This window comes from Agarivorans sp. OAG1 (assembly GCF_037076485.1).
GTDB classification, from domain to species: domain Bacteria; phylum Pseudomonadota; class Gammaproteobacteria; order Enterobacterales; family Celerinatantimonadaceae; genus Agarivorans; species Agarivorans albus.
The window spans coordinates 405,943-422,500 of the sequence record NZ_AP028990.1 but is presented as its reverse complement, the minus strand read 5'-3'; the positions used below and the strand labels follow the sequence as shown (position 1 = coordinate 422,500).

Genomic DNA, 16,558 nt, shown 5'->3' with positions numbered 1-16,558 from the left:
TCGCAATTTTGTTAAAAAATTGCTTTCCATTATTCTGAATACATTGAGCATTGAATTTATTATGAAAAATTCCAGTTTATCTGTTGTCATACTTATAGCGGTAGCAGTTGCTGCCTATTTTGTGGCTGCCGCAGTCGCTCCACTACAGCCTTTATATCTATCTATAGCAGTAATTGTTGGCGGCGCCATCGTATTGTTAAGTTCTAACGGTGCTACTAGCGACGAACAACCAGCAAGTTCATCAACGAATGAATCATCCGACGGTGTGGAAACACAAACCCTATACGTTGGTAACCTACCCTATCGTGCAAACGAGTCAGCTATTCGCAAATTATTCTCAGATTACGGCCAAGTAGTATCAGTACGTTTATTGAAAGATAAGCAAACCGGTAAACGTCGCGGCTTTGGTTTTGTAGAAATGGCGGCTAAAGATGCACCAAAAGCTGTTGAAGCCCTAAACGAACAAGAGTTTCAACAACGTACTTTAAAGGTTCGTGAAGCGAATGAGCGTAAAGAAGCCTAAGTAAATAGTTGCAAGCTACTTAGTTGATAAGCTTGTAGCTGTTTTAACAACGAAGAATTAGCGGGATGCATAGTGCAGTAAGCATGAGCTTCCGCTTTTTTTTGGCTTGGATTCAAGGCTTCATTAGTTGATAGCAAACTGTGTACACGATTGGCTATCGCTGCGCCAGAATCAACTAAACATACTCGCTCACCCAATACTTGCTGGATTTCATCCTTTAATAAGGGGAAATGGGTGCAACCTAATACCACGCAATCTAGATCATCAAACGATAACCACGACGCTAACGCCTGCTTTACATCTTCAAGCGCTATAGATTCGCCAGCTAGTTTTTGTTCTGCCAATTGCACTAATAATGTAGAACCGAGTAACTCAACGCGACAATCTTTAGCAAAGTCTACGATAAGTTGTTCAGTATAACTGCGCTCTACGGTACCAGGAGTCGCCAATACACCAAAGTGGCGAGTGATGCTTTTGTTCGCAGCAGATTTTATCGCCGGCACAACGCCAACTATTGGTATGGAGAGAGTTTCGCGCAAAGAAGGAAGGGATAAGGTACTGGCAGAATTACACGCCACAACCACCAGATCGGGGTTAAACTTATTTACTGCCTTAGTAAGCAGTTCGACCACACGGGTAATCAGTTGTTGGTCGTCTAACTCCCCATAGGGAAAATAAAGGTTATCGAATAAGTAGCTGTATTGCATAGTAGGGTTTCGCTGCTGCAGTTGCTCTAAAACAGATAAACCACCCACACCAGAATCAAAAACAAGAACGTGCATTACTCTACCAATAAGCCTTTAAAATAATTCAGCCCTAGTTTAACCAAAGCTAGGGCTGAGAGCTATGTTAAAGCGTAAACCTTAAAACTGGTAACTTGCGCCCAACTCAAAGGTACGACCTTGTGCTTGGTAGTCGTTTACAGTTGAATACTGCTTATCAAATACATTTCGTAGTTTCGCATCAACACGTAACCCGCTAGCAAACTTATAGTTAGCACTTAAATCCCAAATGGAATGGCTATCAATGGTTGTAGTATTTGCTGCATCTTCATACGAATCTCCGCGCCATAGAAAATCGACGACAACTTGCAGGCTCTGCCAATACATATCAGCTTTATACTTAACTTGCTCCTCTGGGCGGCGAATCAAGTTTTTATCGGTACTGCGATCCTTTGGATCTAAAAATTCTACAATTAACCTATGGTTTACCCAAGCTGTAGAAAATTCACCTTGGAACTCGATACCCTGAATGCGCGCATCACTTACATTGTCTGGTGTCCATAATGGCCATGTATCAGGCGTTCCTGAGTAGTCGTTATCACAACGTGCTACACAACCCCAAGCAATAAGATTATCCACGTCATTACGAAATACATTAAGCTGCCATTGGCTTTGCAGTAAATTAAGCTCTAAGCCCAACTCACTATTAGTTGACGTTTCTGCTTTTAAACTAGGGTTTTCACTACCTGGGTAGTAAAGATCGTTAAAAGTTGGAGCTCTGAAGGCGGTGCCATGCAATGCATTAAAACGCATTGACGGTTGGAACTGCCAAGCCCAACCTAGGTTATAGGTAGTGTGGTCACCGTAATGTTCGTTATCATCATAACGTAAGCTACCTTCGAGAGTATGCTGGTCGTAGTCTGCTCGCGTACCAATATGGGCAGCTTTGTTATCTCGGCTTTCTTGTTGATAAATCAAGCTTGTACCAGAAATATCATCTTTTTGATAATCAAGCCCGCCTTGCAATAACCATTGCTGGTTAAGTTGGTAGCCTAATAGCCAGTTCGCAGCAACTCGTTCTGTAGAATAGCGCTGGGGATCAACAAAATTATCGGCTGGAGCTGTATCCGATTGGTCTTGTTGGGAGTTTAATGCGAACTCACTATTAATTCGGTCTTGAGCATAATTAACACTAGCACCGTAAACGGTCTGCTTGTGCTTGGTTAAAGCTTTACCACCTTGAATAAATTCGGACTCGCTATCATTTAGGAGTAAGAATACTCGCCCACGCCAAGCTTGGTTGAATTCATGATCCAAGCTTAACAATCCTCCAAAGGTATCGTAGCCATAGTCTTCGTCTAAGTTATCTTGTGGACGAATATCATAACCATTGCTCTTATCTTTGCTAAATATCACATTGTATTGAGTAGCATCATCTAATTGTCCGCTTGCACGAGCGGCAAGCTTAGCAGTCTCTTGAGTACCAACTGCAGCTTTCAAGCCGTGATACTCGCTGCCAAAACTAGGACGAGTGATAATGTTGATTACCCCACCTACGGCATCGGCGCCGTAAATCGAAGCTCTCGCACCACGTAAAATCTCAATACGCTCAACAAATTCTAAGGGGAGTAACGACAACTGCGCGCCACCATTTGTAGCAGTATTGATTCGCACGCCATCGATAAGAAACAAAGATTGTGCTGAGCTGGTACCACGAATAAACACACTTTCGGTATGCCCTTTACCGCCATTACGGGTAACGCTAATACCCACTTGCTGGCTTAGCACATCAATAATGTCTTGAGCGCCGCTGCTTTCAATTTCGCTACGGCTAACCACAGTAAGTGGCGCAATAACACTGGCTTCAGTTTGTTCCATGCGGTTGGCGGTAACAACCATAGTAGCTGGCTGTTCTGTTTGGGGCGCTTGCTGGGTTTCTTGGGCATAGCCAAAAGCTGGCGCTACTGCGGCCAGTAATATGAACTTCTTCATCGATGTAATCCTAATCGTCGCGTAGTACTTTGCTGTTATAAGCATGTGCGATGTGGCAGGTATTCGGACTTAGAGGCGTATTACTTGTACTACGGCTGCGACTTCCCGTTTGGCGATACAAACAGTGTCTGGAGTTCCTTGGAAAAGGCCAATCCTTGAGCTTTCGTTCCTCATTACCGCTGCGCGTCAGTTCCGGATTTTCACCAGATTCCCTATTAAGCTTGAGTATTAAATACACAAGCACCACAGCGGGCGAGATTATAAGCGAGGCTTAATGTGATTGATAGCACAAAAAGCCGCGCTTTTACCCAACTTGAAATTAACTAATGTTGTCGGCTGCGTTATTCGCAGTAGCAGGTGTGTTGTTAAACATCGCCAAAGCTTCAGCCATGCGGTCGGCAAAACCTTTAAAGCGTTCTACATCTGCTTGTTTGTTTTCTTCGTCGCTAGGACTAGAAATAGGCAGTATTCCAGCCAATAGCGTTTCGGTGGCAGATTCAGGTTGAGCAAACAAAGCACTCACTTTGGCTTGAATATCTTGCCAAGAGCTCAAAAACTCACTTAAGTCTGGCACCAGCTCAGAACCACCAGAGGATTTATCATTAGCTTGTTGATAGGCTTGCGTAACCGCTACGCTTTGTTGCTGCTGAAAGTTAACCGCAAAGCCAACTAGTTGCTGTTCGTCGAAACCAATATTAAGCGCTTGATCAAAGGCTTTATCTAAATCGCCCGAGAAAAACTGCTGGCCAACCTCATCAACTTGTTTAATCAAATCTGCAATTGCCGCCAATTCATCATCATTAAGGTCTCCCTCAACCGAGAAGCTAAATTGTTGCTGCGAGGCAAAAGAGGCTTGGATTGAAGAACGCCCTTCACTATAACTGGCGGCTAACTGCGAGCCATAACTAATAGTGACCTTATCGCCTTCTGCTGTTTCTAACTCCATAGTGGCGGATTGCGAACTAGACATTGCCAGTTGGCTATAAAGAGGAGCAGATTGAATTTCGTAATCACCTTCTTCAATCTTTTCTAAACCTTCTTGAATCAGGTCATAACTCTTATCGATGCCTTTTTCTAACTCTTCATTAAGAATACCCGCATCACTAAGTTCCTCACGGGCACCTTCAAAACCCATATCTACCCCTTTACGGGCTTGGGCCATCATTTCGGCTAGCTTATCTTCCGACATCCCCGACTGTTTAGCGCTGTGCAGGGAACTGGCAACAAAATTAAGCACGTTTCGAGCGACTTCTTCAGCATCAAACACGCTCACTTGCTGGGGTTTAGGGAGGCTTACTCCACCCGTTGCCATAGATAAGGTATGTTTTTCAACAGAACTCAATAACACATGGCTAGCTACCGCACCTTGCTGGTTTAAGCTTGCCTTGTCATCTGCCAAGTTATTGCGTTTCTCAATCGCCGGTGCCGACTGCTGCAACAAGCGCTCGGCATACTGTTGTACGGGGGTTTTGCCCACGCCATTCAGTTCGTTCATAAAGCCTCCACGGATTTACCCTAGTCACAGCTTATCGGCGACCAAAATTAAAACTTTAGAAATATTATCACTATTATTGTAGATAAACTGGACAAGCAAGCCACGCACCTTTAAATTGCGCTGCTTGCTAGAACAGAGGAACGGCCATGAGCGCTATTGCATACTACCCAGAACAGTACCAACAACTATTGGCCGACAAAGTGGCAAAACGCTTAGAGCAGTTTGCCGAATTTTCGCCTGCTCAACCGAGTGTATTTGCATCACCGACGAATCATTACCGAATGCGCGCTGAGTTTAGGGTGTGGCACGAAGGTGACGATCTCTTCTACATCATGTTTGATCAGCAAACCAAACAAAAATTTAGAGTAGACAGCTTTCCTCCGGCTAGCGAAATCATTAACCAGCTTATGCCAATTTTAGTTGAGCAGCTAAAACCAAACCCGCTGCTACGCCACAAACTGTTTCAAGTGGATTTTTTATCTACTTTAAGTGGCGAAGTGATAGTAAGCATGCTCTACCACAAGCCTATCGACGAGGCATGGCGTGTAGAAGCCGAAAAACTAAAAGCTGAGCTAAGCAAGCAATTTTCCATTCAGCTAATTGGTCGCTCACGTAAACAAAAAATGTGTTTAGACCAAGATAGAGTAGACGAAGTACTTACTGTTAATGGTGAAAAACTTATTTACCAGCAAATAGAAAACAGCTTCACTCAACCTAACGCAATAGTAAATCAACACATGTTGGAATGGGCGCAAAGCGCCACCAGCGATAGCCAAGGTGATTTGCTAGAACTATATTGTGGCAATGGTAACTTCTCATTAGCCTTAGCCAAAAACTTCAATCGCGTGTTAGCCACCGAAATCGCCAAACCCTCGGTTGAAGCAGCGCAATACAACATTAAACATAACAACATCGACAACGTAAAAATCATTCGTTTGTCGGCAGAAGAATTTACTCAAGCGATGTTAGGTGAGCGCGAGTTCCGCCGCCTAAAAGAAGCCGATGTTGATTTAAGCACTTATCAATGCGATACCATTTTGGTTGACCCACCACGAGCGGGTTTAGATGATGCAACCTTAGGCATGGTGCAAGGCTACGACAACATTGTTTATATCTCGTGTAACCCTAATACACTTTACGACAATCTAAGTGAGTTAAGCCGTACCCACAAAATTAGCCATTGGGCGCTGTTTGACCAGTTTCCCTATACCGACCACATCGAAGTAGGCATGTACCTGCAGCGTCGCTAGCACAAGTATTCACCTGCAACTTAAAGCCGCGTTAATTGACGCGGCTTTTTACTATTTGAAATAGTGCTCTGCTAAGCACGGTCTCCCTTTATGGCTTACTCAGCATCTAGGGAAGATTATGAAACAGACTATATTTGCCACCACTTGCTTGATACTCAGTTTAAGCAGCTTTGCCAATGAGCCGGTAAGCACCGGCTTTTGGAGCGACAAAGCTATAGGCGGAATTGACATCACCAGTTACCAACTTGCTCAAGAACAAGCCAATCGCAACATTCAGCAGGGCAATAAAAAATATATAGTGAGATGGAAAGAGGCAAACTGGCAGTTTGCCAGTCAACAAAGCGCCGACAAATTTGCGGTTAGTCCCGAGACCTACCTAGCTAAATACAACGGATTTTGTGCCAATGCACTGTCTTTAGGCGAGGGCTTAATAGCAACCGATGGCCAAGTGTGGGAATTTTTTGATAACCAACTGCATCTATTTTTTGCAGAAAAAGGTCGCCAACGCTGGTTAAAAGGAGATTGGAAAGCCTACCAAAAACAGGCCGATTTAGCATGGCAGCAGGCTTTACAATAACTTAAAAATTCAAACCTTAGCGTTTAAAGCCACCTAACTTAAACATCAACCATAAGCCAATAAACAAACAGATGATTAGCAATACTAAGTTGCTACCGATGTCGGGGAACTGAGCACGCAGCATGGCCGAATAACCCAGCGCGCCCAGCAGAAAGGCGGCGACACTCATTAGAGGTGAGTCTTCACTTAAGTCTTTCTCAGTATATAAGTGGTACAGCTGCATAATAGCCAGTACAAAGGCAATGATTGGAAACACCGAAAACTTTAACTCAGGCACCGTAAACAAGGCCAAGCTGGCGTTACCACATAAGCCAGCAATAAAAGCTAGCAATAGCAGCGATTTTCTTACCTTCATATTCACCTCTTAACTTAAGGCTTCCGAGCGATTATAGAGTGCCGCTCCCTTGGCAACAATGCGTAACTGTTTAATGGTTTTATCGGCCAACAATTGGCGATCAAACTCGGCTAAATCTAAAGCAGATGCTCCAGCATTAAAAACAATGATCACCATTGCCTCGGCTTGCATTTGCGCATCCTCTCGTGGGCAGCGATATTGCAGCTCTAAATAGTCGGTAAGCTCGGCAATAAAATGGGCGATCTCCCGCGCCACAGCAGCCCTAAAAGCCGGAGATGTCCCAGAACGCTCACGCAACAACAAACGAAACACATTAGGATTGTTATAAACAAACTCCATAAAGGTTTCTACCGAGGTGCCAATAACACTGCCACCACTGGCAATAATGCGCTGGCGCGCTTGGCGCATAAGCTGGCGTAAGGTTAATCCACCTTCATCTACTAAGGTTAGTCCCAGTTCTTCCATATCGGAAAAGTGACGATAAAAAGAAGTGGGTGCAATACCCGCTTCTCTAGCCACTTCCCTCAAACTTAAGCTCGACAAACCACGTTCAGCACTTAGCTGACTAAACGCAGCATCAATAATTGCTCTACGTGTTTTCTCTTTTTGCTGGGCCCTAACGCCACTCATAAACCTGCCACTTTCTTTCTATTTATAGGGCTATCATACCGTGAGTAGTAAAAAACCCAAATCGAACAATGCAAATCCTCACAAACCAAGTTTTTAACCATGAATCGTTTCTTGAACAGAATAATCAAAATGAAAACCATTTCATAAAAAAACAATATTCTCAATTAAACGAAAGATGCGAGCTGGGTCAATTTTCCATCAATCTGAAAACGCTATCAAGTATCTAGTCTACAGACGCTGTGATTAACTGAGCTCATATAAGTTGTATTTAGCAAGGATGAATAATGAATTGGTCCAAGAGCGCCATCTCAATGGCAGTAGTATTTGGTTTAAGTGCTTGTGGCGGTGGCGGCGGTGATAGCGGCGGCAACGGCGGCGATGGCGGAACACCTGATTATGAATACCAAGCTTATGCTTGTGATGCTGAAATTTATGAAAAAGCAAAAGAACTTCGCATCTATCAAGTAATGACCGAAGCGTTTATCGATGGTGATTCAAACCACGACTACAACGACGGTTACGGTACTAGCCACCATAAAGGCGATCTGCAAGGTATTATCGACTCGCTTGACTACATCCAGAGCTTAGGCATGAATGCCGTTTGGATGACGCCTATCTTTGACTCAGAAGGCGATAGCAAGCTAGATGCTACCGGTTACTTTACCCGTAACTACTTCGCCATCGATCCTAACTTTGGCACCATAGAGCAAGCGCGCACATTAGTAAATGAAGCACATGCGCGTGGCATGTACGTAATCTTTGATGGCGTATTTGGTCACCATAAAGGCAATGTAACACCTTCTCCAAATGGCTTAACGCCTTCAGGCTCTGATAACCCTGTTAGCTACCCAGGTACCGATAACGATACCCTTGAGTTTTATAAAGAAGTTGCTAGCTACTGGGTAACAGAACTGGGTATCGATGGCTGGCGTTTAGACCAAGCGTACCAAGTGCCTGTTGGTGCATGGGGCGAAATTCGTAAAGCGGTTGAAGATGCATCTAAAGCAACCACCTACACCATGAATGGTGAAACTGTTAATCCATTAGCGTACATGGTGGCAGAAATTTGGGATGGCGGCGGCAGTCAAATTCGTGATGACGGCTACGGACCAGAAACAGCACCAGGTTTGTGTTCGGCCTTTGATTTCCCAATGCGATATAGCATCACTCAAACTTACGCTGTAGAAGAAAGCGGCAATGGTGGTCGTGATGCAACTAACTTAAACGCGGCATTTAACGCTCAGATTGCTAATCCTTCTCACGCAGTGCCAAATGGTTTTATTGGTAATCATGATTTATTGCGTTTTGGTGATTTATTGCAACGCGGCGATATCGCTGAGCCAAGTGATCAAGAATACTGGGATCGTCACAAAGCAGCTTATGCATTCCTAAGTGCTTATTCTGGACCAATTACCCTTTACTACGGTGAAGAAATTGGCGATGAAGTACCAGATTTTGCCGACCAAGTTAGCAATACAACCTGTGCAGATTTAGGTTTGTGTGATGACCACGTGGCTCGCAACAGCGGTCAAGTTGAAGGCCTAGCCAGTGAGCAAGGTGGCAGTGTATTTAATGCCAACGCCAATCAGGCTGATTTACGTGATTACATTAGCTCTTTGATGACCTTACGAGCAGCAAACCCTGCGCTTTATAAAGGTGAGCGAGTTGCCATTAATCATGATGATGCGGCTAATGTTTTCTTTGACCACAAACAGTTCGAAGACAACACCATTTTGTTCCTGAACAATACTAGCGGCAACAGTTACACCATTACGGTAACCGGTGATGATGTTGGTAGTGACGGTCAATTACGCAACATGCTAAATAACGAGACCATCGATATTGCTTCTGGTGGTTATACCATCGATATTGATGGCTTCGAATCACTATTCCTTGAAGTGATGTCTGCTACCGCCGATGGCCCACAACAAGGGAACGGTGGAAGTTTGGTAGGAACTGGCCCCTTGGCAGATTGTAATGCCCCTGATGTTGCAGGAAACGGTCCACTGGATAAAGAAATGTGGATCCGTGGTAACTATAGTGGTGGCGACGGGTTCATGGCCACGCCAGATAGCCATAAGTTCACTTACAAAGGCGACAATATTTACCAAGTGGTGGTAAACGAAACAGCGACCACTTCGTTTGGCTTTAAGTTTGCTGCATCAGATTGGAGCTCAGAATTTGCTTCATCTACCGGAGTGGCTGTAATTGCAACGGAACAAGCAATGTCTATTGCAGCCGGTGAAGGTACAGAATCAAGTGTAGTTATCCCTGAAGCAGGTGAATACGTATATAGCTTTGAAATCAATGATGCCTTAACCGGCGGAACAATGATGATTAGCAAGTGTGAGTAAAAATTGAGAGGTGGCTTCACGCCATCTTTTCTTGTGCGGAAGGTTTTCTAGCAACCCTTAAAACTAGAGTGAAGGTAGCAACCTTCAAGCGTTTGTAAACACCCTTAATATCCTATTTGGCCTCTTAGTTTAAGAGGCCTTTTTTTATCCAACATCAGCTTATTTAAGGCTTTTGCAAAGGCTAACTAAATCAGCTTGAATAGCCCCTGCAGTCACTTCTCTGCCCGCGCCTGGCCCTTGAATCACCAAAGGGTTTTGCTTGTACCATAAGCTCTCAATGGCAAACACATTGTCACAAGGTTTAAGGTTAGCAAAAGGATGAAGTGCATCAATTGCTGATAAGCCAACTTCAGCCTCTCCCTTTTGATTCACTTTGGCTAGAAAACGAATCACTTTGCCCTGGCGCTTAGCGTCATTAAAGGCTTCTAGCATGCTTTGGTCTAACTCGCTCATCGAGTCTAAAAACTGCTCTACAGTTAAGGCAGCTAAATGCTCTGGCACTAACGAGCTAAGCGCAATATCGGCTAGCTCCAACTGTAAACCCGCCTCTCTAGCTAAAATAAGCAACTTGCGCTGCACATCTTTACCAGAAAGATCCTCGCGAGGATCTGGCTCTGTTAAACCTTGATTTAAGGCATCGGCGAGCAATTCAGAAAAGGCTACTGTTCCGTCGTACTGCTGGAACAACCAACTCAAAGTGCCAGAAAATATTCCTGAGATGGTATGAATCTCATCGCCAGAGTCGCGCAAACTTTGAATACTTTTTTGCACTGGCAAGCCCGCCCCTACCGTGGCGTTACTTAACCATTGCGCACCATGGTCACTAAAGGCCTGCTGCAAGGCTGAATAATTAGCTTGCTCACTTGCACCAGCATGCTTGTTAGCGGTAATAAGGTGGAAACCATGTCGAGCAAACTCACCATAATAAGCACTTAATGCCTCACTGGCGGTAATGTCTAACACAGCAAGCTCGTCATATGGATGACGTTTTAACTTATCAAATATCTCTGGCCAAATAAGTGCAGTATCTGCCTCACTGCTGTTTAGCTGCTCAAGCGCTAAGCCAGTAAAATCTAAATGGCCAGCTTTACTAGAAAACACCCCCGCCAAACACAACTCAATTTGATGTTGCTGCTCCAGCTTAGCCTGTTGCTGGCTAAACAACTCAAGCCACTGGCTACCGATGTTGCCTTTACCAAATACCACCAAACCCAACTTGGTTTTTTGCTTGAATAAGTGGCTATGCAAGTCTTTTAATAGCGGCTCTAAGGTGATTTTTCTCACCACCGCACACAAGCTCAACTTATCGGCACTAGAGTGAATAAACTCTAGTGGCTGCTCAGCCAGATGCTGAAAAAACTGGTAACACTGCTGTGGGTTATCACACACGCCCGCGCCCACTAGGGCCACCAAACTGTAACCTTCGCTACGCTCAATTTTTTGGATATGAAATTGGCTCGCCAGTTGGTCTATTTTTGCTAAGGCTTCATCTACAAGCTCACAGGTGTAAGCCATACGTAAAGAACCGGTTTCACTATGTTTATGGCGAGTCGCAGGTGCTAAATGGCTACAGGCCAAAGCTTCTAACAACGCAGTAGCGTTATTAGAAAAATCTTCAGTAAATGTAAGCTCCAGCAGTACCACATTGTCTACCGAGGTAACAATTTTAGCGCTGTGACTGTTTGCGCCTTTACGGTGAATTAAGGTTTGCCCGTCGTTGGGAGCGTAGCTGCAACGCAAGTTCACTTTTTGGCGAGAGCGCGCCAGTGGCTCTAAGGTGCGCGCATGCAATACCGAGGTACCAATGCGCGATAATTCTGCCGCTTCATTCAACGCAAGATTTTCGAGCAATACCGCATCTTTCACTAAACGTGGGTCTGCACTGTAAATACCGGCCACATCACTCCAAATCGTAGTAGACACAGCATCAGCCAAGGCGGCTAACTCGGTAGCCGAGTAATCACTGCCGTTGCGACCTAAAGTCACGGTACGTTGTTCACTATCACTACAAATAAAACCCGTTACCACTATTCGGCAAGCGGCTTTTTCAGCTAAACATTTAGCTAATAACGGTGCGCTTTGCGCAACATCTACTTGCGGTTGAGTAGATAACTCCGCTTTAAAAAACTGGCGAGAATCTAACCACTCGGCTTGGCAATCTTGAGCACTTAACAAAGCAGCCAATAAACGTGCAGACCAACGCTCGCCAAAAGACAATACTTCATTGCAGGTAAAGGCTGTAAGCTCACCTTCAAGAATACTAGCAATTTGGTGATGCTCGCCATCAAGCGCTGTTAGGATCGGTTTGGCAGCGGCTTCATCAAGCAGCTCATTCACCAACTTGCTTTGAAATTCAATTAAACCGGTGAGCGCATCTGCTGCGGCATTATCGGCTTGTTTAGCCAACTCAATAATATTGATTAAACGGTTAGTGGTTTTACCCGCTGCCGATACCACAATTAAATCCTGTGCTTGGGTATGCTCGGCCACAATGGCCGCCACCCGCTTAAAGCACCCTGCATCAGCTAAGCTGCTGCCACCAAATTTATGCACATGTCTATTTACCGACATGACTTACCTCTCTACAACGCTGGTAAAACTACAGTTGGGCAAAGGCCTGCTGTAAATCATTAACTAAATCTTGCGAATCTTCCAAGCCTACCGATACCCGCAATAACTGATTAGAAATGCCAGCCTCTGCTAGCGCTTCTGCCGACATCGCAGCGTGCGTCATGGTAGCCGGATGAGCAATTAGACTCTCTACGCCACCTAAAGATTCCGCCAAAGAAAACAACTGTAAGCTTTTTAAAAACTTAACCATTTGGCTTTCTTCTAAATTCAATTCAAAACTGAACATAGCACCAAAGCCTTTTTGCTGGCTTTGCGCTAAAACATGCCCAGGATGCTCTGGTAAACCAGGATAGTAAATCGCGCCCACCGCTTCTTGCTGCTTTAAACATTCCACCAAGGCTTGGGCGTTTTGTTGGTGTACATTCATACGTGCTTTAAGGGTACGCAAACCACGTAAGGTAAGGTAAGAATCAAAAGCCGACCCCGTTAAACCTAAACAGTTAGCCCACCACGCCAATTGCTCGGCCAGTTCTTCGTTGGCCGCAACCACCATACCTGCTACAACGTCGGAGTGACCATTAATGTATTTAGTGGCCGAATGCACCACAATGTCGGCACCTAACAAAATTGGCGTTTGCAAAGCAGGCGACAAAAAGGTGTTGTCTACTACCACCAATGCGCCTGCAGCATGTGCCTGCTCGGCAATCGCTTTAATGTCTACTATTCGAAGCAAAGGGTTACTTGGGGTCTCTAACCACACTAATTTTGGCTTTTTAGCCAATAACTGAGTTAAAGCTGCATCATCGTTTTGATCAACAAAAGCTACTTCAAAGGCATTCTTCTTAGCTAGGCTGTCGAATAAACGGTAGCTACCACCGTAACAATCATGCGGCGCAACCAATAAATCACCTGGCTCAAGCAAGGCGGTAACAAGGTTAACCGCCGACATACCGGTGTTAGTAATTACCGCACCAGCGCCATGTTCTAAATCGGCAATGGCCTCGGCTAAAATGTGGCGAGTAGGGTTACCTGAACGGCTGTAATCAAACTGGCGTTTTTGGTTAAAATCAGCAAAGCTGTAGTTACTCGACAAATAAATAGGCGGCACTACCGCACCGTGTTGGGTATCACTTTCAATACCGCTGCGCACTGCTATAGTAGCTGCTTGTAGATCTTTTAAAGACATTGCTGATTTACTCCCTCAATTTATCCTGCCACTTTACCACCAGCAAAAAAGACGTCAACACTTCTAGACGTCTAAATGTCTTTGCTGTTGGATTGCTAAGTCGCATTTCCCCCGTTACAATAGGGTCTCTTTAGTTTGGTGTGTATTGCAGAATGTCTACAGATTGGAATGGTGAGTGGATCAGCCCTTACGCTGAGCACGGTAAAAAAAGCGAACAAGTAAAAAAAATCACAGTATCTATCCCACTAAAAGTGCTAAAGATATTGACCGATGAGCGAACCCGTAGACAAATAAATAACCTACGCCACGCCACCAACAGTGAGCTACTTTGCGAAGCATTTTTGCACGCCTACACAGGCCAGCCGCTCCCCGACGACGCCGACTTGCAAAAAGACAAGCCAGACCCGGCCTTAGAAAAAGCCGCCCAAGCAGAATTGGATAAAGAAGATTAACATTTTACAAAGCCGCTCACCGAGCGGCTTTTTTATTGCCTAAACCCAGCGTACAACAAACTATTTTCACCAACTATTACTCATAAACTGTAATCAAATTGGGGGCTTACCGGTCTGTAAACAGGCTCTTAATTTAAAATAGGTAAAAGGATGAAAACGTCGTACCCTCCTCAGTTAGCCTCAAAACTATCACTTGGTCTTTTATGTTTAAGGCTAAGCATTGCCCTCGTGTTTACAATATGGGCTTTAGATAAAGTACTTGTGCCAGAGCATGCAATAAAAGTGTTCTCTGGCTTTTACGGATTAAATTTAACCACCAATACACTTATTGCCATGGGGCTTGCACAACTCGCCTTTATCGCAGCCTTTACCTTAGGTTTATGGAAAAACATTACCTACCTTGCGGTATTGGTACTGCATGCTGGTTCAACATTTTCTTCATTTGCTAAGTATCTAGACCCATTCAATAACTTATTGTTCTTTGCAGCTTGGCCAATGCTCGCTGCATGCTTAGCTCTCTATTTGCTGCGAGATTATGACACTTGGACTTTGGGTAAAGCTCACTCTTTAGAGCAGAGAGAAGAAGCCAACAACTAAGTACTAATTGATAAAACGAAGCCGCTGATTAAGCGGCTTTTGTTGCTTTATCTTACCTAAGGCTACGCTTGCCTCCATTTGCTTTATTTCTCATCTGTTAGCTAAACGCACCCGTTTCGCCTAACGGCGACGTCATTTTCTTTGAACAACCAAAGAAAACGAAGCAAAAGAAGGGTTGCCCCGCATTACCTTCCTCCTATGTTCAAGCGCACAAAGCGATGCTTTGTTTACATCTGTGCTTTCACCTCAGTTTAAAGCGCGCCTGCGCAACTCGGCGATAATGAAGGAATAGAAAGAGTAGGATAACTTGAGTTGATTTGCGCAAAGATGATAGTACGTTATGACGTTCGATCTATCTGTTAAACAAAGCATAATTTGATCTTTGCTCTCTGATCCGCAACCTTGTGCTCAGTTGGCTTTCGCGCATAGAATAGCAATGGTCAGCTTATGCTGACAAAATGTGGAAGGAATCAATACTACAGATGATAACGAACGTAAGGTGTAGAAGCTGCAACAAGAAAGTTGACACCAAAACCTTAAGATTGGCTGAAGACAAATACATATGCCAATCGTGTTTCAATGGCCTATTCAAAGAGTCGTTTATCCCTGAGACCTTGAGAAGAACATTTACGCCGAAAGAGAGTAAGACTCAAGGAAAAGAACCCTTTAGCTCATCTGCACTTTATGGCTCGCTAAAAGTAAAAGAGCAAACGCCAAACTATCTACTTTTAGCTAGATCTAGAAGGAAGCTAATTGAAAACATTGTAGTGAGATTTGTAGTCGTCATTTTGTGGTCTTTGATGCTCTTTAGTTTTCCTGACAACCAAGACGCACTGATAAAATTAGTCAGCTCTAATGCGGCATTAGCATCAAAAGATATTTTGTCAGCCGTAATTTTTTTACTCTTCATGATAGTGCCAGTGCTAGTGATAGTTGACTCTTTTCGTGTCTTTAAAACTATTGCAGCAGGACAAAAATATGAATTTAAAAAGATTGCTTATCTGTTTTTGTGAATAACAAAAAAACATTGGATTTTACAGACATTGAGTGTGTAAACATTCGAGTAATTTATGATAACGATGGTGCAGATGTATACCGTCTTTCATTATCACTAAAGCGTGGTGGAAGATTCTTCATCGAATCAAGTACTGACGGTAATGAAGTGTTTGAAATCTCTGAAGCCGTTGCAGATATAATAATAACAGAAGTTAAAATGGCCTAACAAACAGCTTTAGTCGTTCTTTAGGGCAATGATTAGATTTATCCATGCTTATGACTACTCAAAAAAATCTCTGCATACGTGACTTATCAAACTGATTTCTGCCCACACACTTAATATCACTAAACCCAGACACAAAAAAAGCGCCCTTAGGCGCTTTTTGTTTGCTGTGTAGCGTAAATAAGGCTGGCTTATTTTTTGCCCAATACAGCGAATTTCTTGTTGAAACGATCAACACGACCACCGGTATCAACGTTACGTTGCTTACCAGTGTAGAACGGGTGACATTTGTCACATACGTCTAGGAACATTGCGCCAGTGCGAGTAGATTTAGTTTCGATTACGTTACCGCAAGAACAAGTAGCAGTAAGTACTTCGTAAGTTGGGTGGATATCAGTTTTCATGGATTACCTCAATACTTGGGCCGTATCGCCATCTGGTCGCCACAATTGACACCAAACACCATACGAAAGCAACTCTATCAGAGCCTATAAATTTTAGGTGGCGGATCATATAAGAAGCCACCTAGCATAGCAAGCACCCAACAACAAAAAGCGGGCAAAAATTCGCCAAACGCTTAATTTGCTCCGCAAGGTGCTCTGCCAGTAGAATGAGACAGGTTTTTTGCTTGAGTT

At 44.0% G+C, this 16,558-nt stretch carries 15 protein-coding genes and 1 riboswitch; of the genes, 7 read left to right on the top strand and 8 right to left on the bottom strand.

The window, feature by feature from the left end; translation table 11 throughout:
- The first annotated feature begins 61 nt into the window (after positions 1 to 61).
- Positions 62 to 523: an RNA-binding protein gene (locus OAG1_RS01990; RefSeq protein ID WP_338623521.1), complete on the top strand. Its 462-nt coding sequence runs from the start codon at positions 62 to 64 to the stop codon at positions 521 to 523.
- Here the strand turns inward: OAG1_RS01990 and murI are convergent.
- From murI to OAG1_RS01975, 3 genes are all read right to left on the bottom strand, one after another.
- Positions 520 to 1,305, bottom strand: coding sequence for a glutamate racemase (gene murI / locus OAG1_RS01985; protein WP_338623519.1), 786 nt, complete (start codon positions 1,303 to 1,305; stop codon positions 520 to 522). The two genes, OAG1_RS01990 and murI, sit on opposite strands and share 4 nt — an antisense overlap.
- Before the next feature lie 81 nt (positions 1,306 to 1,386).
- Positions 1,387 to 3,237, bottom strand: a complete 1,851-nt coding sequence (locus OAG1_RS01980; protein WP_338623516.1) for a TonB-dependent receptor — start codon at positions 3,235 to 3,237, stop codon at positions 1,387 to 1,389.
- A gap of 36 nt (positions 3,238 to 3,273) precedes the next feature.
- Positions 3,274 to 3,500: riboswitch (cobalamin riboswitch) on the bottom strand.
- 56 nt (positions 3,501 to 3,556) lie between these two features.
- Entirely contained in the window at positions 3,557 to 4,732 is a 1,176-nt protein-coding gene (locus tag OAG1_RS01975) for a DUF5610 domain-containing protein (RefSeq protein ID WP_338623513.1), read from the bottom strand.
- Positions 4,733 to 4,878: 146 nt separating this feature from the next.
- On the opposite strand from OAG1_RS01975, the gene trmA reads away from it, so the two are divergent.
- Together trmA and OAG1_RS01965 are read left to right on the top strand one after the other, a co-directional pair.
- Positions 4,879 to 5,982 (top strand): tRNA (uridine(54)-C5)-methyltransferase TrmA, encoded by a 1,104-nt coding sequence (gene trmA, locus OAG1_RS01970; RefSeq protein WP_338623510.1) that lies wholly within the window; start codon positions 4,879 to 4,881, stop codon positions 5,980 to 5,982.
- A gap of 118 nt (positions 5,983 to 6,100) precedes the next feature.
- A complete protein-coding gene (locus tag OAG1_RS01965; RefSeq protein ID WP_338623507.1) occupies positions 6,101 to 6,559 on the top strand; it encodes a YHS domain-containing (seleno)protein in 459 nt (152 codons plus the stop codon).
- Positions 6,560 to 6,575: 16 nt separating this feature from the next.
- Here OAG1_RS01965 and OAG1_RS01960 read toward each other — a convergent pair whose 3' ends face one another.
- Complete coding sequence (locus OAG1_RS01960) at positions 6,576 to 6,914, bottom strand: DUF1422 family protein (RefSeq protein ID WP_016399695.1); 339 nt, start codon at positions 6,912 to 6,914, stop codon at positions 6,576 to 6,578.
- 9 nt (positions 6,915 to 6,923) lie between these two features.
- Complete coding sequence (fabR, locus tag OAG1_RS01955; RefSeq protein ID WP_016399696.1) at positions 6,924 to 7,544, bottom strand: HTH-type transcriptional repressor FabR; 621 nt, start codon at positions 7,542 to 7,544, stop codon at positions 6,924 to 6,926.
- 284 nt (positions 7,545 to 7,828) lie between these two features.
- Here fabR and OAG1_RS01950 point away from each other — a divergent pair, with 284 nt between their 5' ends.
- Positions 7,829 to 9,898: an alpha-amylase family glycosyl hydrolase gene (locus tag OAG1_RS01950; RefSeq protein ID WP_338623502.1), complete on the top strand. Its 2,070-nt coding sequence runs from the start codon at positions 7,829 to 7,831 to the stop codon at positions 9,896 to 9,898.
- 159 nt (positions 9,899 to 10,057) lie between these two features.
- Here the strand turns inward: OAG1_RS01950 and metL are convergent, their stop codons facing one another.
- Positions 10,058 to 12,469 carry a bifunctional aspartate kinase/homoserine dehydrogenase II gene (gene metL / locus OAG1_RS01945; protein ID WP_338623500.1) on the bottom strand — a complete coding sequence of 804 codons (2,412 nt, stop codon included), beginning with the start codon at positions 12,467 to 12,469 and terminating at the stop codon, positions 10,058 to 10,060.
- A gap of 28 nt (positions 12,470 to 12,497) precedes the next feature.
- Positions 12,498 to 13,655 (bottom strand): cystathionine gamma-synthase, encoded by a 1,158-nt coding sequence (gene metB, locus OAG1_RS01940; RefSeq protein WP_338623497.1) that lies wholly within the window; start codon positions 13,653 to 13,655, stop codon positions 12,498 to 12,500.
- 152 nt (positions 13,656 to 13,807) lie between these two features.
- Here metB and metJ point away from each other — a divergent pair, with 152 nt between their 5' ends.
- The 3 genes from metJ (at position 13,808) to OAG1_RS01925 (ending at position 15,717) form a co-directional block, all read left to right on the top strand.
- Positions 13,808 to 14,107 carry a met regulon transcriptional regulator MetJ gene (gene metJ, locus OAG1_RS01935; protein ID WP_220719238.1) on the top strand — a complete coding sequence of 100 codons (300 nt, stop codon included), beginning with the start codon at positions 13,808 to 13,810 and terminating at the stop codon, positions 14,105 to 14,107.
- A 228-nt stretch (positions 14,108 to 14,335) separates the two neighbouring features.
- Entirely contained in the window at positions 14,336 to 14,704 is a 369-nt protein-coding gene (locus tag OAG1_RS01930; protein ID WP_246612308.1) for a hypothetical protein, read from the top strand.
- 482 nt (positions 14,705 to 15,186) lie between these two features.
- A complete protein-coding gene (locus tag OAG1_RS01925; protein ID WP_338623492.1) occupies positions 15,187 to 15,717 on the top strand; it encodes a hypothetical protein in 531 nt (176 codons plus the stop codon).
- Between the two features lie 397 nt (positions 15,718 to 16,114).
- Here the strand turns inward: OAG1_RS01925 and rpmE are convergent, their stop codons facing one another.
- Positions 16,115 to 16,327: a 50S ribosomal protein L31 gene (rpmE, locus tag OAG1_RS01920; protein ID WP_016399703.1), complete on the bottom strand. Its 213-nt coding sequence runs from the start codon at positions 16,325 to 16,327 to the stop codon at positions 16,115 to 16,117.
- Positions 16,328 to 16,558 lie beyond the last annotated feature (231 nt).